This window comes from Planktothrix sp. PLAVEN19ND (assembly GCF_057220675.1).
The window spans coordinates 3,604,782-3,626,567 of record NZ_CM170132.1 but is presented as its reverse complement, the minus strand read 5'-3'; the positions used below and the strand labels follow the sequence as shown (position 1 = coordinate 3,626,567).

Below are 21,786 nucleotides of genomic sequence, written 5' to 3'. Positions count from 1 at the left end.
CTCTTGCTATACTATGGTAAACTCAATTTTATGGAAAAACAGAGGAAGAAAAAATGTTTAAGCATTCAATCAGTTCTGGAGGGCAATTAAAAGATAATTGGCGGACACTTTCAGAAGTCTTAGCCAATGCTGCTAAATGTGAAAATCAGGGAATTACCTATATTGGAAATGACGCAACCGAATATTTTCAGACTTATCAAGATTTATATAATGATGCTCTCAATATTTTAGATGGGCTTGATCAGCGGGGGATCAAGTTAGGAGATAAAGTTATCTTCCAAATTGCTAAAAATAAAGATTTTATTCCCGCACTCTGGGCTTGTTTTTTAGGAGGAATTATTCCCGTACCTCTGACCATTGCCCCCCATTATGAGCTAGAAAACTCAGCAGTTAAAAAACTGGAAAATGTCTGGAAAATCTTAGGAAAACCATTAATTTTATCCGATAGTGAATTAATTACTGAAATCCAAAAATTAGAAACTCAATCTCATCTGAAAGGATTGCAAGTAGTCTCAATTGACAATCTAAGATCTATAGAATCTCAATCAAATTCCCAGCCCGATAAAATCCCTAAAAAATGTTATTCCTTACCTAATCTTACCCCAGAAAATCCAGCCTTATTACTATTTACTTCTGGCAGTACAGGTATGCCAAAAGGAGTAATGTTAACTCATAATAATATGTTATCCATGTCTGCTGGAACAGTGGCAATGAATAACTTTACCCAACAAGAAGTTACCCTGAATTGGATGCCCTTAGACCATGCGGGAGCCATCGTCTTTTTAGGAATTATGGCGGTAGATTTAGCTTGTCATCAAATCCATGTTCCGATGGAATTAATTTTACGTCAACCCCTGAAATGGTTAGAGCTAATTCAACACCATCAAGCGACTATTTCTTGGGCTCCTAACTTTGCATTTTCCTTAATTAATCAACAGTTTGAACAACTTAATCAATCTTCTTATAATCTCTCCTCCATGAAATTTTTAGTCAATGCTGGAGAGCAAGTTTCTATTAAAACTATCCGCCTATTTTTAGAAATTCTCGAAAAGCATCAATTACCAGATAGAGCCATTAAACCAGCATTTGGCATGACAGAATCTTGTTCTGGAATTACTTGGTCTGTGGGTTTAAGCCAAGATAAACTAACAGAAGAAAACATTATTATCTCTCTGGGAAAGCCAATTCCAGGGGCTACTATTCGCATTGTTGATCAAGAGAATAATGTTTTACCCGAAGCCGAGATTGGACGACTTCAAATCAAAGGCAAGTCTGTCACTAAAGGATATTATAATAATCCCGAACTGAATCAAGCAGTTTTTCAAGATGAAGGTTGGTTTACCACAGGAGATTTAGCTTATTTATTGGATGGAGAACTCTTTATTACAGGGAGAGAAAAACAAGAAATTATTATTAATGGAATTAATTACTTTGCCCATGAAATTGAAACAGCAATAGAAGAATTAGAGGGAGTAAATGTTTCCTATACGGCGGCATTTGCCGTCTTTGATCAAATCCAAGAGACTGACTTATTAATTATTGTTTTTAGTCCCGAATCAGATCATTTTGAGCAATGGGTAAAAGTCGTTAGAAAAATTCGCAGTCATTTAACTCAAAAAGTAGGAATTGCTCCAGCTTATGTCATTCCTTTAGAGACTGATTTAGTTCCCAAAACCTCTATTGGTAAAGTCCAAAAATCAAAATTAAAAAAAGATTTTGAACAGGGATTATTTACTGGTCGTATTCAAGAAATTAATCAATATTTAGAGAGCGATCGCCAGAAAAATCGCACCTTACCCCAATCGGAAAATGAACGCCAAATAGCAACAGTTTGGTGCGAAGTTTTACAATTAACTTCAGTGGGTTTAAACGATAACTTTTTTGAACTAGGAGGACATTCTTTACTCTTAATTCGGGTACACAACCAACTAGAAAAACTTTTTAATCGTCAGTTACCCATAGCTGAAATGTTTAAAAATTCTACCGTTGCCACCTTAGCGCGTTTCTTAAGTAAAGAATCAAATTCCACCCCAGCAACGGCACAAAAAAGCCGTCAACGGGCAGAAAATCGCTCCCGTCGTCAACGGTCAACCCATGATATTGCCATTATTGGCATGGCTGGACGATTTCCTGGCGCCAACAATCTCACAACTTTCTGGGAAAATCTGCAAAATGGAGTCGAAACCATCTCTTTCTTTTCTGAGGAGGAGCTATTAGAATCGGGAGTTTCTCCTGAACTATTTAATCAGCCTAATTATATTAGAGCCAGACCAATTATCGACCAAGTTGAATATTTTGATAGCGAATTTTTTGGATACACAAACCGAGAAGCAGAATTGCTCGATCCTCAACAACGTTTACTTCTACAATCGAGTTGGGAATGTTTAGAAAACGCGGGTTATAATCCTAACTCCTATCCAGGAGCAATTGGCATATTTGCCGGGGCAAGTATGAACACATATTTAATCAACAATTGCTATCCAAATCGCGGTCAATTAGATAGTAATGATCAGTTACAACCCTTCACATTAGATTCGATGGGGGGGTTTCAAACAATGGTAGCTAACGACAAAGATTATTTAACCACAAGGATTTCTTATAAACTCAACTTACGCGGGCCAAGTATTAATATTCAAACAGCCTGTTCCACAGGATTAGTCGTAGTCCATCTGGCTTGCCAGAGTCTAATTAATGGAGAAAGTGACATGGCTTTAGCGGGAGCCGCTTCAATTAACTCTCCGCAAAAAATTGGTTATTTATATCAAGAAGGTTTAATTCTTTCCGGCGATGGGCATTGTCGTGCCTTTGATTCTCAGGCCCAAGGAACTATTTTTGGGAGTGGCGTCGGGGTGGTTTTGCTAAAAAGATTACCAGATGCTTTAGCCGATCATGATCAAATTTATGCCGTTATTAAAGGCTCTGCGATTAATAATGATGGGGGGACAAAATTGGGATTTACTGCCCCCGGAGGAGAAGGTCAAATTTCAGTTGCAGCCGAAGCCTTAGCCTTTGCTGGTGTTGATGCGAATACGATTAGTTTTATCGAAGCTCATGGTACAGGAACAACCCTGGGAGACCCCATCGAAGTTGATGCTTTAGCTAAAGCTTATGGTGCGGCAAATCAGGGAGAATGTGCTTTAGGTTCGGTCAAAACAAATATCGGACATATGCAAATTGCTTCTGGTATTGTGGGTTTAATTAAAGCAACTTTAGCCCTCAAACATCGAATTATTCCCCCGACATTACATTTCCAAAATCCCAACCCTCAAATTGATTTTTCTAAGACTCCTTTTTATATTAATACTGAAGCCATACCCTGGAAAACCAAACAACAAAATGGACAGGAATTGCCTCGACGGGCGGGGGTTAATTCCCTAGGAATTGGAGGGGTTAATGCCCATATTATCTTAGAAGAAGCTCCGGCGGTTATTCCCCAACAAAATCAAACTAAACGGCCGATTCATTTACTTACAATTTCTGCTAGAACCCCACAGGCTTTAAAAGATTTAGCCAATAGCTATGTAGAATTTTGGGAAAATCACCCCGAAAGTGATATTTTTGATGTCGTCTTTACCGCTAATACTGGTCGAGTTCACCTCTCAAATCGTTTAGCAGTAATAGGCTCCGAAAACAGCGATTTTATCACAAAATTACGTCAGTTCGGGCAACTAGATCAAGGGTTAATTATTCATGGTCAAGTTGATGAAAAGCAACCGCCAAAAATTGCCTTTTTGTTCACAGGACAAGGTTCTCAATATGCGGGAATGGCGCATCAACTTTATCAAACTCAACCTACTTTTCAGCAAACCTTAGATCAAGGGGAAAGCATCTATCAAAAACTAACAGGTAAATCCTTACTAGAAATTATATTTGCTAATTCCGATGAAATCTTAACTCAAACCTCCTATACTCAGCCCGCTTTATTTATAATTGAAGTTGCTTTAGCTCAATTATGGCAGTCTTGGGGAATCGAACCGATCGCTATTTTAGGACACAGTTTAGGAGAATATGCTGCCGCTTGTTTTGCTGGAGTTTTTGATCTGGAAAGTGGCCTAAAACTGGTGATAAATCGAGGCCGTCTTATCGGTCAATTGCCTGATAATCAAGGAGCAATGGCCGCTATTTTCCTCGATCAAAAATCAGTTCTTGAACAGTGCCAAAGTCAAGGAATAAAAATTGCGATCGCTGCCATTAACACCGATCAACATACCGTTATTTCCGGGGACAAAAAATCAATTCAACAACTTTGTGAACACTTTAATAATACAGGAATTAAAGTTCGCCAACTCAAGGTTTCCCATGGCTTTCACTCCCCCTTAATAGAGCCAATTTATGAAGAATTTAAAACCATTCTACAGGAAATTGCTTTTGCTAAACCTCAAATTACCCTAATCTCTAACCTAACCGGAGAAATTGCCGATGATAATATTATTACTCCCGAATATTGGCTGCAACACCTATTACATACCGTACAATTCCATCAAGGAGTTTTGTCTCTCCAATTCCTAGGATGTGATACTTTTATTGAAATCGGCCCCCAACCCGTTCTTTTAGGTATTATTCAGTCATCAATATCTTCATCTAACCCCCTAATATTACCAAGTTTGCGCTCAGGATTTTCTGATTGGCAAGTCTTATTAGAAAGTCTGGGTAAACTGTATGTTCGTGGTTCAGATATTGACTGGTTTGGCTTTAATAAAGATTATCATTGTAGCCGATGTTCTTTACCTACTTATCCCTTTCAACAACACCGCCATTGGCTTCCCTTAAAAACTGAATTAACAACGGTGGCTCCAGAATCTAATTTGGTCAAGATGTTGTCTAATAAAAATACTAATAGCTTGATGCAAACCTTGTTAGAAACCGGGAATTATTCGGAATCAGAAAAACAAACGGTATCGGCTATTGTTCAACAATTAATTCAACTTCATCATCAAGATAAAAATAATTTTGATTGGGAAAACCTACTCTATCAAGTAAAATGGTTCCCTGATAATTTGGTAACCCAAAAATTACAAAATCTCGCAACAATTCAAGCGGATTTAGATGTTTATGTGGAAAAACAAATACAATTCGCATCATTAACAGGAGTTTCTTCAGCCTTTGCTGAAATGGAAAAACTCAGTGCGGATTTTATTGTTAAAGCCTTAAAAGATTTAGAACTATTTCAACTCAATACAATGCTTTCCACCGAAGAAAGTTTCCGTCAAGCTGGGATTAAAGCAGAATATAAATTACTCTGGAATCATTGTCTCAAAATCTTAGCAGAAACAGGCATTTTAGAAAAGCAGGATTCTGGCTGGAAAATCATCAAGGAACCCCAACAATTTCATCCTGATTTAACCGTAGAAAACTTAATTAATCAATATCCAAATGCCCTAATAGAACTCACCCTATTTCAGCGAGTTGCTTCCAATTTAGCCGCCATCCTAACAGGAAAAATTGCGCCTTTATCTATCTTATTTTCTCAAAATGAAAAAATCGGAGCCGCCGAATTTTATAAAAATACATCCTGGGCAAAAGTTCTCAACCTAAGTATCTCTAAAGCTGTTGAACTTTTATTATCCAACTATTCTTCCTCCGAACCCCTGCGGATTCTTGAAATTGGCGCCGGAACCGGAGCAACTACCCAGCAAGTTCTCAACGCTTGTAAGTCCGATCAAATTACCTATACCTTTACCGATGTTTCACCCTTCTTTCTGGAGACTGCTAAAGAGAATTTTACTCAATTTCCCAACATCAACTACCAAGTTCTCGACATAGAAAAAGACCCGAAATCCCAAGGATTTTCCCTCGGTTCCTATGATTTAATTATTGCGGCTAATGTCTTGCATTCTACGCGAGATTTACAAGCAGAAACCTTACCTCATATTCAAAGTTTATTGCGTCCCGGCGGTCAATTACTATTACTAGAACTAACCCATCAGTCTAAATGGATTGATTTAATCTTTGGTATTACCCAAGGTTGGTGGCGTTTTAGCGATGATAATTTACGCTCGAATCATCCCATTATTAGCGCATCTACTTGGCAATCTATTCTGTTTAAATCGGGTTTTGCTCAAGCGGAATTTGTATCTCCTGATCAAAAAATTGGCAGTGCTTTATTCCAGCAAAGTATTATTATTGCTCAAAATACTAGAAAAGCCAGTAATATTTCAGAAAATTGGTTAATTTTTACCGATAGTCACCCTGAAAAAGATCATCTACCCCGTTCCATTCAAGAGCAACTGAGCAAAAATTATGGCTCCTGTACGATAATTTATCAAGTACAAAACAACACTCAATTATCACAATTTGAGTATGGTTTAAATGCCCATCAACCAGAACAACTAAAGGCATGGTTTGCGGAAAATCCATCGCCCCATAATATTATTTATCTTTTGAATGATGATCATAAAGAGCAACCTGAATCTATTTTATTAAATCGCTGTCACTATTTGTTAAATATCCTCCAAGCTATTCAAAAAATCCCTAATTCTCCTAAATTATTTCTTGTTACCCAAGGGGGTCAACCCTTTGAACTCAAACAGCCCACTTTTGTCACCCAGTCTCCACTTTGGGCCTTGGGGCGGGTTATTTCCTTAGAAAACCCAGAATTATGGGGAGGAATGATCGATCTTGACCCCAGCGCCGATATTACTCAAAATATTGCTGATTTACTCCTAGGATTGACCCATTCCATCGGCGAAGATCATCTGCTGTTCCGCAATGGCCAAGCCTATCTGGGGCGTCTAGTCCCATCGACGTCTCCACCGACAAAACCGTTGACTATTCAAGCTGAAGCGACCTATTTGATTACCGGAGGTATTGGTCATCTCGGTTTGGCCCTGGCTGGTCATTTGGTTGATTTAGGGGCAAAACATCTGATTTTGACCACCCGCCGCCCCTTTCCCCCGCGTTCGGAAATATCCACACAATTTGCCGAAATCATGGAAAATCTCAGGATTTTAGAGCAAAAAGGAGCATCTGTAGAAGTTTTTCAAGCTGACGTCGGGGATTTTCAGCAAATGCAAGCAATATGGGCCAAAATCGAAAAAACAGCCTATCCCCTACGCGGGGTTTTCCATCTTGCTGGAGTTTCAGGACGCCAAGCGCAATTAAGCGAATGTACATTTGCTGATCTCGAAATAGTTTTTCAAGCAAAAGTTAGAGGTTCTTGGAATTTACATCGGTTATCTTTAGCAACTAAATTAGACTATTTTGTCCTATTTTCTTCGGCGGGTGCAATTTGGGGAGCGAAAGCACAAGGTTTATATGATGCAGTTAGTAATTTGATGGATTCTTTAGCTCTTATGCGTCGTCTTCAAGGATTACCTGCTACTACTTTAAATTGGGCATTATTAGCAGGAAATGGGATTGTTTCCCCAGAATATGAAGATTGGCTCAAACAGATTGGCATGAAGGAAATTGAGCTAGATAGGGCGTTTTCGGTGATGGATGCTATTATTGAGTCTAATCAAACACAAATTTTAGTTGCTGATGTAGATTGGGTTCGCTTCAAAAATATCTATCAATTTCAAGGCGATAAACCCCTATTGAAAAAATTAGGAAAATCTCAAAATATAATTAAATCTGTTCAAGATTCAAGTTCTACACGCCGTCTTTTAGAAGATATTGCACCAGGAGAACGTCGAGAACATTTATCTGAATATATTGGCCAACAAGTGGGGATAATTTTAGGAATTAAACAAATGCCTGACCCAGAACAGGGATTTTCAGAAATGGGGATTGATTCTTTGTTGTCTATCGAATTAAAAAATCGTTTAGAAAAAGGATTAGAAGTGACTTTACCTGCTTCTTTAGTCTTTGATTTTCCCAATATTAGACGATTAGTTGATTATCTGATTCAGCAGGTTTTAGGTTGGCAAGTTCAGACAATAGTGCAGACCACCGTTGATTCTACAGAAGTTCAGCAGGATGTCGATGCAGATTTAATTTTGCGAGAACTTTCCGAATTGGAGGATTTTTTAAGTGATTAAATCAGCCAAATTATAATATGCTTGAAATTGCCAACCACTTTCAAGATATTCAATTAAAACTACTCCGCTCCTACAGAGCCAACTACTCTATCTGTAAAATATGCAAACTAAAGTTTCTAGCCAACAACCCATAGCTAATTTTAATAAATTTTGGGATGCTTTAAAAGTTATTGCTGGATCTTATTGGTATCCAACAGACCCCAAAGGACGAAGTTTTTCAGAAGTAATCCGCTCCTGGGGAATGCTGATTCTTCTGGTCTTATTAATTATTGGACTTGTGGCTGCCAATGCGGCTAATAGCTTCGTTAATCGCTATTTAGTCGATGTCATTATTCAGGATAAAGATGCTGCTAAATTTTTTACGATTGTATCAATTTACGGTTTGGGGCTGTTGTTAATTACCCTATTTACAGCATTTTCTAAATTTGTCAAAAAAAGAATTGCTCTTAATTGGTATGAATGGCTAAATCAGCAGATTTTAGAAAAATATTTGAGTAATCGCGCCTATTATAAAATCAATTTTAGATCGGATGTTGATAACCCGGATCAACGTCTCGCTCAAGAAATCGAACCCATTGCCAGAAATGCTCTCAATTTTGCCACTACCTTGTTAGAAAAAGTCCTAGAAATGACGACTTTTTTAATCATTCTTTTATCGATTTCTAAACTAGCCGCAGCTATTCTGCTGGCCTATACAATCATCGGTAATTTAATTGCCATAAACTTAAGTCAAGAATTAGATAGGATTACTCAAGAGGAACTTGAATCTAAAGCCAACTATGCTTACGGCTTAACTCATGTTCGGAATCATGCTGAATCTATTGCTTTTTTTCAAGGCGAAAATCAAGAATTAAACATTATTTGCCGCCGATTTAATAATTTATTGAAAAGTTCTATAAGCAAGATTGATTGGGAAAAAAATCAAGATCTTTTTAGCAGAAGCTATCGGTCTATTATCCAAATATTTCCGTTTATCGTCTTCGCTCCCGCCTATATTCGCGGGGAAATTGATTTCGGACAAGTTAACCAAGCTATTATCGCTTGCAGTATGTTTGCTAATGGTTTTAGTGAATTAATCAATGAATTTGGGTCTTCTGGACGGTTTTCTAGTTATGTTGACCGTTTATCTGAATTTTCGCAAGCTTTAGAAGTTGTTACCCAACAACCTGATGATGTCAGTACCATAAAAACTATCGAAGAAAATCATATTGCTTTTGAGGATATTACCTTACAAACACCCGATTATGAAAAGGTAATTGTCGAACATTTATCATTATCTATTGCACCAGGAGAAGGTTTATTAATTGTTGGCCCCAGTGGTCGGGGTAAAAGTTCTTTGTTAAGGGCAATTGCTGGTTTGTGGAATGCTGGAACTGGTCGATTAATTCGGCCTTCCTTAGAACAATTTATGTTCTTGCCACAACGTCCTTATATAATTTTAGGAACTTTACGAGAACAGTTACTTTATCCTAAAAGTAATCGTCAAATGAGTGATTCCGAACTGGAAGATATTTTACAACAAGTTAATCTGCAAAATGTGGTAACAAAAGTTGATAGCTTTGATGCAGAAGTTCCTTGGGAAAATATATTATCATTAGGAGAACAACAACGCCTGGCTTTTGCCCGATTGTTAGTTTGCCATCCCAACTATGTTATTTTAGATGAAGCCACCAGTGCTTTAGACTTGAAAAATGAAGAACTTTTGTATCAACAGTTGCAACAAACCCAAACAACCTTTATCAGTGTAGGACATCGAGAAAGTTTGTTTAACTATCATCAATGGGTTTTAGAACTTTTAGAAGATGGCCGTTGGCGACTTGCTTCTATCTGTTGATTATCAAACCCTCAGACATTAACGTTTGATCTCGCCTTTTTTGATTTTATCCTCGTAAACCAAAAACACTATTTATGGAAAAGTTTAGAGAAGTTATGGAAACCCATCTTGTGGCAACAGATTACCAAATTCGGCAAATTCGAGAAATCCAGCCAGTCACACCTTTATTTAATAGTGTCAGTCAAAATAAAACCGAACATAAAGACAAAATAATTAATCCTATATCTATCAATTTACGCGATCAAATATATAATTTAACTGCTAAGAATTTTGTTAATAAGCTGGCTTTATATCTAGCAGCTATGCAAGTTTTAATCTTAAAATATACGGCTCAAGAAGAATTTGTTTTGGCAACGGGGGCTTTGAATATAGAAAAATCTGATAGCCTAATTTTTTGCCGATTCAATGGAAAAAATATTAGCTCATTTAAGGATTTACTTAAAATCACCCGCAGTCATCTTCAAGAGGGATACCGCCATCAAAACTATGATATAAATAGTCTAATAAAAACGTTTTTGGCAAGGGGCGGAAATTCTGAAGCAATTTTTGATATTGCGGTGATTCAAGAAGGATTTTCTAGTCACAGTTCTTTATTAAACCAATTTCAATTGGTTTTTGAAATTGAGGCGACGGATAGTTCTGTTTCTGTCACTTTTTCCCCAGATACTTTTCGGGAAGATTTTGTTCAAAGGATGCTAGGACATTTTCTCCAAATTCTGGAAATTGTAACGATTAATCCTGATGTGGAGTTGAGAGAAATAGATATCCTCACCCCTGGTGAACGGGAGCAATTACTAATAAAATGGAATAACACAACAATTGAATATTCCCAAGATAAAACTATTCATCAGTTATTTGAAGAACAAGTAGAGCGTAGTCCCGATGCCGTAGCAATAATATTTGAAAATCAACAATTAACTTATCAACAATTAAATGAACGAGCCAATCAATTAGCGCATTACTTACAAAAAATCGGAATAAACTCAGAGAAATTGGTCGGGATTTGTTTAGAGCGTTCCTTAGAAATGGTCGTAGGACTATTGGGAATTTTAAAAGCCGGAGGAGCATACCTGCCATTAGACCCTAGCTACCCAAAAGAACGCATAGCTTACACACTTCAAGATGCAGCCGTGCCAGTCTTGCTTACTCAGAAATCGCTGTTGCCACAATTATCAGAAAATTCGGCAATTGTGGTGTGCTTGGATACGGACTGGGAAGTAATTGCTGCTGGCTCCGAGCAGAATCCAGTTAGTCATATACAGCCAAATAACTTGGCTTATGTGATTTATACTTCTGGGTCTACAGGAAAACCCAAAGGGGTATTGATAAATCACCAAAATGTGGTGCGTTTATTTGCCGCTACCGAGCCTTGGTATCACTTTAGCGCAAGTGATGTATTTACACTATTCCACTCTATTGCCTTCGACTTTTCCGTTTGGGAACTCTGGGGGGCTTTGCTGCATGGTGGAAGTTTGGTAATTGTACCCTACTGGGTGAGCCGTGACCCCTCAGCCTTCTACACCTTGCTGCTGAATAGGCAAGTGACAGTTCTTAACCAAACACCATCCGCTTTCAGACAACTAATACGGGCGACCGACAAAGCAGAAGACCCTAAACCGCAACTGAGCTTACGTTTAGTTATATTTGGCGGCGAAGCCCTAGATCCGCAGAGTTTACAGCCCTGGTTTGAGCGATACGGAGATCAGTTTCCCCAATTAGTAAATATGTACGGGATTACAGAAACCACCGTTCATGTTACTTATCGCCCGCTAACAAAAGCAGATATAGATCATAATCAGAGCCTGATTGGTGTGCCAATTCCCGATCTGCAATTGTATATTCTGGATCAGCAGCTAAAACCCCTGCCAGTTGGCATCAGGGGTGAAATGTATATTGGTGGTGCTGGGTTAGCTCGTGGTTATTTAAACCGCCCGGAACTAACAGCGCAAAGGTTCATCAACAATCCATTTAGCGATCAAACACAAGACAGACTTTATAAAACGGGTGATTTAGCCCGCTATCTGGAAAATGGGGATATTGAGTATTTGGGTCGCATCGACGATCAAGTTAAGGTTCGCGGTTTCCGCATCGAATTGGGAGAAATAGAAGCGGCACTATTAAATCACCACCAGGTGCAAGAAGCAGTAGTTATAGCCCGAGCCGACCAATCAGGAGACCAGCACCTAGTAGCCTATATAGTTGCCAAATCCTCAAATCAATTATCCTTAAATCAATCCCATACAGAGCAGATCGAACAATGGCAACAAGTATTCAATGATACTTACAGCCAAAATATTCCGACTCAAGACTCGACCTTCAATATCATCGGTTGGAATGACAGCTACACAGGGCTACCCATTGCTCAAGAACAGATGGGGCAATGGTTGGACTCTACAGTGGAGAGGATTCTCGCTTTGCAACCGGATCGGGTACTCGAAATTGGTAGCGGTACGGGGATGCTGCTATTTAGGATTGCTCCTCAATGTTCAAATTACTGTGGGACTGACATTTCTAATCAGGCTATCCGTTTTGTAGAGACGGAAATGGACAAAGTGGGTGGTAGTTGGTCTCAGGTGCAGCTAATCAACAAACCCGCCCACGACTTTGAGGGTTTTGAGGGAAAAACTTTTGATGCAGTCATCCTCAACTCAGTTGTCCAGTATTTTCCCAGTATTGATTATTTGGTGAATGTCTTGGAAGGTGCGGTGAGTATGGTAGCACCGGGGGGCTTTATTTTTGTGGGGGATGTTCGTAGTCTCCAACTATTAGAAGCTTTTCATGCAGATGTTTTACTGCATCAAACCTCCTCGGAATTACCCACAGGAGATTGGTGGCAACGTGTCCAAAAAAACCTGAAGGAAGACCAAGAACTGGTAATTGATCCTGGCTTCTTTCATCAGCTTGCACAGCATCTAACCTCGATCAGCCAGGTGCAAATTCATCTCAAACGGGGACGGGACTGCAATGAGCTAACACGGTTTCGCTACGATGTCATTCTCCATGTGGGAAAAGAGGCGGATTCTGAGATTGAACAGCAGTATTTGGACTGGCACGCGGATCGGTTGAGTTTGTCCAAGGTTAAGGAATTGTTGATGGAAACAAAGCCCTTGATGCTCACCATTAAGGCTGTTCCTAATGCGCGTATTTGGCAACAAGTTAAGCTGTTAGAGTTGTTGAACTCTGATCAGAAACCAGCAACGGTGGGGGAGCTATTTAGAGATTTAGAGAAATTCACTCAGGAAGGAAAAGAACCCGAAGACTTTTGGAGATTAGGTGACGAGTTACCCTATACCATCTATATTAGCTGGTCGGATACTGGGGGGAATGGTTGTTATGACGTTGTGTTTGGGCGCTCAGAGTTGATGTCTCAGGGGACACTGCCACTACCGAAAGCAACTCCCCAGTTAAAAACCTGGAGTCACTACGCTAATAACCCTTTACAGGGGAAACTAACCCGCCAGCTAGTTCCACAACTACGGGGTTTCCTCAAACGGTTACTTCCCGACTACATGATTCCCTCTGCCTTGGTAACATTGCAGGCACTACCGCTAACATCCAACGGCAAAGTTGATCGTCGTGCTCTGCCAGCACCGCACACACAAAGATCCGACTTGGAAACAGCTTTTGTACCGCCGCGGACTTTAGAAGAGCAAGTATTGGCTGATATTTGGGCTGAAATTCTCGGTCAGGAACGAGTTGGTATCTACGACAACTTTTTTGCTTTGGGCGGTGATTCCATCCGTAGCATTCAAGTTTTAGCCCTGGCTCAAAAACGCGGTTTGCACTTTTCAGTCCAACAGATGTTCCTGCATCAAACAATTTACGAACTGACGCAAAACCTCGCAACGGCAGAGACTGATAAGACTAAGGAGCAAAAAGTACAACCTTTGGCTTTTCTAAGTGAGCAAGACCGTCTCAAGTTACCCGACAATGTGGAAGATGCCTATCCTCTAGCTAGATTGCAGATGGGGATGTTATTTCACAGTGAGTACAGTCTGGAATCTGCTGTTTATCATAATATCAACAGTTTCCGGCTGCGTGTTAGTTTCGATGAACAAAAATGGCGTCTAGCTATACAGGAACTTGTGGCTAGTCATGCTGTACTGCGGACTAGCTTCGATATGAGTAATTTTAGTCAGCCGTTGCAATTAGTTCATAGCACAGTTAAGATTTCCTTAGAAGTAGAGGATCTGCGCCATTTATCTGCATCTGAGCAAGAGAGTGTTTTAGATGCTTGGTTTGCAACCCAAAGAAAACAACATTTTAGTTTGGATTGTCCCCCTCTGTTACGTTTTTATATTCATCGCTGGACTAATGATACATTTCAATTAACTTTAGTTGAACACCATGCTATTCTCGATGGCTGGAGTGTAGGCTTACTGTTTACTGAGTTATTACCAAGATATTTATCTGGGTTAGGTCAAGAAATTCTACCCCTTAATCCGCCGCCAGATTCAGAATTTCGGGACTTTGTAGCTTTAGAACAAACAGCCCTCAAATCCCAAGAGTGCCAACAATATTGGCGGTCAAAACTTAATGGTGTTACTATTACAAAGTTGCCTCGCTGGTCTGAGTCCTACCGTTCATCTACACCTGAAAATTTAGGTAAATTAGGCACCCATGAACTAACCCTATCTCGGCAAGTTTCTCATGGTTTGAAACAGGTAGCAAATCAAGCCGCAGTTCCCCTTAAAAGTGTGCTGTTAGCAGCACATTTTAAAGTCTTAAGTGTGCTATATAATCAGTCTGATGTCTTGACTGGTTTAGTATCTAATGGTAGACTGGAGAAAGCTGGTGGGGAGAGAGTTTTGGGACTTTTTCTTAATACTTTACCATTGCGTTTACAACTGTTGGGAGGTACTTGGATAGACTTGATCCAGGAAGCATTCAAAGCGGAACGAGAGTCCCTCCCTTTCCGACGATATCCCCTAGCTGATTTGCAGTGGAGTTTGGGTGGTAAACCTTTATTTGAGACATCATTTAACTTTACCCATTTTCACGTTTATCAGAATATTTTAGGACTGCCAGGACTACAGGTATTAGATAGCAAATTTCTGGGAAAAACAAACTTCACTCTTGGGGTTCACTTTACTTTAGATCTCTTTTCTTCTCAAATACACCTAACACTTAAATACAATGCTAGTGATTTGTGTCAAGAACAAGTAATAGCCATTGGTAATTATTATACTCAGATTCTGACAGCAATAGCTAATCATCCATCGCAACTTTACGATACTGTCACCTTGGAACTGCTAGAACAAGACATCACTGCCATATCTCAGTCCCAACAAAATCGGTTTTCACCACCACAAATTGATCTGAATACTGATGCAGTAAAGTCCTGGAAGATTTTGTTAAATGAAGGTGTGCAAAAACATTTAGATTACTGGCAACAAAAACTTGACGGTGGACAAATACCCCGCCTTCACATACCTACAGACTTTCGCCGTCCTCCCGCAAAAACATTCAATTGTTCTCGTTTAAGCTGGACGTTTAAACCGGAAATATTATCTGGGTTAAATGAAATTTGCCAACAAACAGAGACCACTTTATTTGTGGGAATTGTGGCAACAGTAAAAGTATTACTTTATCGTTACAGTGGTCAGCACGATATTATGATTGGGACTGAGATTGTCACTCACAAGCATCCACAAAATTCCTCCTCAAATACACTGGTTATCAGAGATCAAATAGATCCAAATCAAGGATACAACAACCTGCTAACTAAGGTTCACCAAACTATAACTGAAGCTTATGAACATTCTGATTACCCGTTTGATACTTTGGTGAAAGAACTAGCAATTTCCCAAGAAACTAACCGCACACCATTGTTTGATGTGTTAGTGCTACTGCAAGAATTTAATTCTCTGGATTCATTAACTACTACTAGCAAATTCGACCTGTCTTTTGTGTTTAACAAACACAACGACCAACTCAGCTTGGATTTGATTTATAGTATAGACTTATTCCAAGCAGATAGGATGCAAAAAGCTCTAATTCACTTGGATAAATTGCTCACCGAGATAATAGCAAATCCCTGTCAACCCGTCGATAAAATTTCTTTTTTATCAGCCGAGGAAATCTCTTTTATAAATAGCTTTGTTCAACCAATTTCTCGCTTAGAAACCCGTACCGTTATCCATGATTTTACTGAACAAGTAAAAGCCACACCTGAGCAAATATCAATTGTTTATCCTGAAGGAAAATTTAGCTATCAGGAATTAGATAAACTGACTGACTCTTGGGCTTATATTTTAAAAGATTTAGGTGTACAAAAGGATAGTATTTGCGGTGTTATCCTCGAAGGAGATTACCGTCAGGTAATAGCAATGCTGGCGGTATTTAAAGCTGGAGGAATTTATTTACCCTTGCGTTTAGATGAACCAGAAAAACGCTGGAAACGCATGATTGTTAAAACCTCCCCCGCCGTAATCCTGATAGCCGCAGAAAATTTAGAGCTGATTAAACCTCGATTGTTAGTATTAGCAAAACCGCCTCATTTATTGGTCGTTAATCATCAAGAAATCCAGCAATATTATCAATGGAATGGCACAAATTATCAAGAATTTCCTATCGTAGAAAACAATAATAAGAAAGATTTATTAATGCCGGATGCTGATGATTCTAACTATATTATATTTACTTCAGGTTCAACGGGTGAACCTAAAGCCATCTTAGGAAGTCATGGCAGCTTACGTCACTTCATAAATTGGGAAAAAATTGAATTTGGAATTAATCATAACTGGCGTTGTTTACAGATTGCTCAAATTAACTTTGATCCTTATCTGAGGGAAACTCTCGTAACTTTATGTTCAGGAGGAACTCTTTATATTCCTGATAGTATAGACCGCGAAGATTTAGAGCGTTTGCTACTACGGTTGGGAGAATGGCAGATTAACTTACTGCACACTGTACCATCGGTAATGCGTCTATTTTTAAATATTGGTCGTCATTTACCTAATGCTAATCAATTGCTCAAAAATTTACAGGTATTAGTGTTAGGAGGAGAACCATTATTTGTCAAAGAATTGTGTGAATGGCATGAAGTTTTTGGTAATCAGACAGAATTTGTCAATATTTATGGAGCCAGTGAAACAACTTTTGTTAAACATTTTTATCGAATACCCAAACCCAATAATATTTCCTATGCGCGAGTACCTGGGGGAAAAACATTGCCCGATGCTGCATTCGCAGTTATTGACGGAAATCGTCCCTGTGCTATAGGAGAAGTTGGAGAAATTTTTGTCAAATCGCCCTATTTAACTAAAGGTTATTATCAAGATGAAATCTTAACAAAATCAGCTTTTGTTCCCAATCCTTTGAATCAAGGGAATGATTTAGTTTATCGTACCGGAGACTTGGGAAGATTGCTACCCGACCTGACTTTAGAGGTAATAGGACGACGGAGTGATAACCAAATAAAATTGAATGGGGTAAGGATTGAGTTAGGAGAAATTGAAGATGCAGTTGCTGCCATTGATGGTGTCAGAAAAGCACTGGTAATCGCGGATAAAAAAGAAGAATTAGTAACAGTAATTGCATATTATCAAGGCAATAATACGGTAAATTGTGAACAAATCAGCCAAAAACTAAAACAAGTGTTACCGACTTATATGCAGCCAACTTTTTTAATCCAATTAGAATCTTTTCCGTTGTTACCTAATGGCAAAATTCATCGCCTAGCCTTACCAAAACCCGAAGAAAATATTACCCAATCAATTAGTAAACCCACTGGGTTTAATCAACAAGAGGCTTTATTAGCCTCGGTTTGGGGTGAATTATTGGAGGTAGAAGTGAGTGACAATAATCAGTCATTTTTTGAACTCGGAGGAAATAGTTTAAAAGCCATGCGATTAGTGTCCCAAATCCGTAATCAGTTTGGAGTTTCACTACGATTACGCGAAATTTTCACTCATAATATATTAAAAGAACAAGCGATTTTAATTCAATCACGACAAACAAAATGAGCAATTTATCAGACACTATCAACTAATTTTTTTAATAAAAAGCAAATTTTAACAATTCAATCACAACAAATAAAATGAGCAACTTACAACAATCTGACCCGATTAACCCCCTAGCAAAGCAACAATATTATGACGTATCTCACGGCCAAAGACGGCTTTGGATTTTACACCATATCAATGAATATTCCAGTGCCTATAATATTAGACTAGCTATCAGAATACAGGGCAACTTAAATGTCTCGATATTCACAGAATCTTTTCAACAAATTGTTAATCGCCACGAAATTTTGCGGACTACTTTTGCCAGTGTAGCTGGAAATATTCAGCAAATTGTCCATGAAAACATTGCTCCAGAACAATTAGTCATTTTTAGAGATTTAAGAGGACAAAAAGATGCTGAAATCCTAGCTGATACTTTGATTCAAGAATCAGCTAATGCAAGGTTTGATTTAGATAAATTACCTCTAATGCGAGTTTTATTAGTGCAGATTAAATCGGAGGAATTTCTGTTTGGTTTAACAATACATCATATTATTGGTGATGCGAGATCACTTGATATTATATTTAAAGAGTTCGTGACTTTATACTTTGCTTATATTCAACAAAAAAATGCTGTATTACCTCCGCTAGAATTGCAGTATAAAGATTACACTGCATGGCAAAACCAGTGGTTAGAAAGTGAAGAAGTTAGAGAACAACATAATTATTGGTGCGATCTTTTTGCCGAACATCCCCCCATCCTGAACTTACCCACTGACTTCCCTAGACCTCAATTAAAATCTTCTCAAGCAACTTCATATACCTATCATTTTAGTCAGAGTTTGAGTGAACAATTACGCAGTTTTGCAGCCAAAAATCAGACAACTCTATTTATTACCTTGCTAACCTTATTTAAAATATTACTCTACCGTTACACAGGACAGCCGGATTTAGTTATTGGTATCCCTATTTCTGGACGAAATCATCCAGATTTAGAAAACCAAATAGGATTTTATGTTAATACTTTGGCTTTAAGAACTTTAATCCCAGAATCTGGAACTTTTAAACAAGTATTGACAGAAGTAACTAATACCTGTCTCGATGCTTATGAATATGGTGATTATCCTTTTGACAAATTAGTATCCGCTCTCAATTTAGAACGGGATTTATTACGAAATCCGTTATTTGATGTCATGTTTTCACTGTTGAGTAAAGAAAGCAAAACAGTGATGGAAATTCCTGGAATTCAACATCAAGAATATCCCTTAAAACCACGCACTGCCCAATTTGATTTGACTTGGAGTTTCTTTGAAGATGGCAATAATCTCAGATTAGCCATAGAATACGAACCCGATTTATTTCTACCTGAAACAATCGCTAGAATGAGCGGTCACTTTTTACAAATCATTCAAACAGTAATTGAAAATCCTAATATTCAATTATCACAAATTAATTTACTAACTCCTGAAGAACGTGATCAATTACTAATAGATTGGAACAATACTCAAGCTGAATATCCTCAAGATAAATGTTTGCATCAACTATTTGAAGAACAAGTAAAACTTAACCCTGACGCAATAGCAGTAATCTTTGAAGACCAAAAATTGACCTACCAACAGTTAAATAAACGGGGAAACCAATTAGCCTATTATTTACAAGAAAAAGGAGTAAAACCAGAAGTATTGGTGGGGATTTTTATTGAACGTTCTCTGGAAATGATCATCGGCATATTGGGAATTTTAAAAGCTGGGGGAGCTTATGTACCTTTAGATCCTAATTATCCAGCAGAACGTTTAGCCTATATGATATCTGATTCCGGCTGTTCTATCTTGTTAACCCAGCAGTCTTTAGTACAATTTTTACCACCCAATCAAGCCGAGTTGCTATGTTTAGATAGGGACTGGCAGAGCATAGCAAACTATAGCCAAGAAAATCCGATCAATGCAGTAACCTCGGAAAATTTAGCCTATGTTATTTATACTTCTGGTTCGACCGGAAAACCCAAGGGCGTGATGAATCTTCATCGGAGTATTTGTAATAATTTATGGCGAATGATTGATGGTTACCCACTCACACTAGAAGATCGTATCCTACAATTAACTCCTTTTAGTTTTGATCCTTCAGTCTGGGAAATATTCTGGTCTTTAATATCTGGTACTACCCTGGTATTGGCTAAACCTGAAGGTCATAAAGATATAGCTTACTTAATTAATTTGATTGCCCGGCAACAAGTCACCCAAATCTGTTTTGTCCCTTCAATGTTGCGAGTTTTTTTACAACAACCAAACTTAGAAAGTTGTCGTTGCTTAAAGCGAATATTTTGTGGTGGAGAAGCCCTATCTTATGAACTAAATCAACTATTTTTTGAAAGATTAAACTGTGAATTACATAATCTTTACGGGCCAACAGAAACAGCAGTTGATGCCACTTACTTTCAGTGTAAACCTGGGTCTAATTATCAAATAATTCCCATTGGTCGCCCCATTGCCAATACCCAAATTTACATCCTTGATCAATATTTACAACCCGTTCCCATTGGCGTTGCTGGAGAACTACATATTGGGGGTGTGCCTTTAGCTAGAGGTTATCTTAACCAACCTGAATTAACTGCCAAAAATTTTATTTCTAACCCTTTTGGTAAAGGTAAATTGTATAAAAGTGGAGATTTAGCTCGTTATCTACCCGATGGGAATATTGAATTTCTGGGTCGGATTGATAACCAAATTAAACTGCGAGGTTTACGGATTGAATTAGGAGAAATTGAATCCCTTTTAGCCACCCATCCCCAAGTCAAACAAACAGTTATTATTCTGCAAACAGATCCGGCTGAAAACAAACGTTTAGTCGCTTATATAGTCGGAAAAAACCTATCAGTAACTCCTGGGGAACTGCGGATTTTTTTACAGGCTAAATTGCCAGTTTATATGCTCCCTTCCGCCTTTGTAATTCTATCGGAATTTCCCTTAAATCCCAATGGTAAAATAGATATTAAAAAATTACCAAAACCCGATCAAACATCAATAGTTGAATCCCCGTATTTAGCCCCGGGTAATCAAACTGAAGCCTTATTAGTCAATATTTGGCAACAACTTCTACAGATATCCAAGATAGGAGTAAATGATAACTTCTTTGATTTGGGTGGTCATTCCTTACAAGCGATGAATCTCATGGCACTTATTTATCAAGAGACAGAGATAGAAATTCCCTTATCAATCATTTATGAAAAACCGACGGTGGCGGAATTAAGTGAATATATTATCTATGCCAAAGAAATGAATATTCAACCAAAAGAACGTCCTTATGTTGTGTTTAATAAACAGCAAAAAAGGGCTGTATTTTTATTTCCTCCTGCCCTGGGTTTTGCCACAGCTTATACAAATTTAGCTGATTATTTAACAGATTATACTATCTATACTTTTAGATATATCGCCGATGAATTAATGTTAGAACAATATGCGGAATTAATCGATCATTTATCTCCTGATCAAGACCTAAAATTAATGGGACATTCCGCCGGAGGTTTTTTAGCAATGTTAATTGCTGAAAAGTTAGAAAGCCGTGATCGGGTGGTTTCTGATATTATTTTACTAGATACCTACCGAGGCGGTAGTGAGGCAAAAAAAACTGATATGTCAGAAATAAAAGCTGGAGTTGATGGTTTCTTATTAAATCCCAAACGTCAGGAATTAAGACGTTACTTTTTAGAAAACCAAAAATTACGCGATCGCACTTATAACCAAGTTTGGGAATACTTTAATTTTCTCTGGAATTCCGACCTAAAAAATGTGCAAATTAATGGGACTATTCATCTGATCCGTGCTGAGGGCAACTATGATGTTGAAGATGATTGGATACAAGCGACAAAAGGGCAACGAATTAATTATTATGCCTCCGGTGTTCATCGTGAGATGATCGATCCTCCCTATCTGCAACAAAATGCCACTATTATTAATCGTATTCTTAACATGAGTTTGAAGGGACTAAAAAATTAACTTTCAAAACATCTCTGAGTCTAATATATTGTGTT

The 21,786-nt window shown here is 38.3% G+C and carries 4 protein-coding genes; all 4 read left to right on the top strand.

Features of this window, described 5'->3' with window-relative positions; all coding sequences use genetic code 11:
- Positions 1-53: 53 nt before the first annotated feature.
- Positions 54-7,979, top strand: coding sequence for an SDR family NAD(P)-dependent oxidoreductase (locus AC2D3N_RS15725; RefSeq protein WP_484691435.1), 7,926 nt, complete (start codon positions 54-56; stop codon positions 7,977-7,979).
- Between the two features lie 100 nt (positions 7,980-8,079).
- Positions 8,080-9,813, top strand: a complete 1,734-nt coding sequence (locus tag AC2D3N_RS15720; RefSeq protein ID WP_484691434.1) for an ABC transporter ATP-binding protein/permease — start codon at positions 8,080-8,082, stop codon at positions 9,811-9,813.
- A gap of 74 nt (positions 9,814-9,887) precedes the next feature.
- Entirely contained in the window at positions 9,888-17,780 is a 7,893-nt protein-coding gene (locus AC2D3N_RS15715; RefSeq protein WP_484691433.1) for a non-ribosomal peptide synthetase, read from the top strand.
- Positions 17,781-17,854: 74 nt separating this feature from the next.
- Positions 17,855-21,751: a non-ribosomal peptide synthetase gene (locus AC2D3N_RS15710; protein ID WP_484691432.1), complete on the top strand. Its 3,897-nt coding sequence runs from the start codon at positions 17,855-17,857 to the stop codon at positions 21,749-21,751.
- Positions 21,752-21,786: the final 35 nt, after the last annotated feature.

Bases quoted from the DNA above. Each gene is read 5' to 3' on its own strand.
- AC2D3N_RS15725 (WP_484691435.1), top strand. From the start codon at position 54: ATGTTTAAGCATTCAATCAGTTCTGGAGGGCAATTAAAAGATAATTGG.
- AC2D3N_RS15710 (WP_484691432.1), top strand. From the start codon at position 17,855: ATGAGCAACTTACAACAATCTGACCCGATTAACCCCCTAGCAAAGCAA.
- AC2D3N_RS15720 (WP_484691434.1), top strand. From the start codon at position 8,080: ATGCAAACTAAAGTTTCTAGCCAACAACCCATAGCTAATTTTAATAAA.
- AC2D3N_RS15715 (WP_484691433.1), top strand. From the start codon at position 9,888: ATGGAAAAGTTTAGAGAAGTTATGGAAACCCATCTTGTGGCAACAGAT.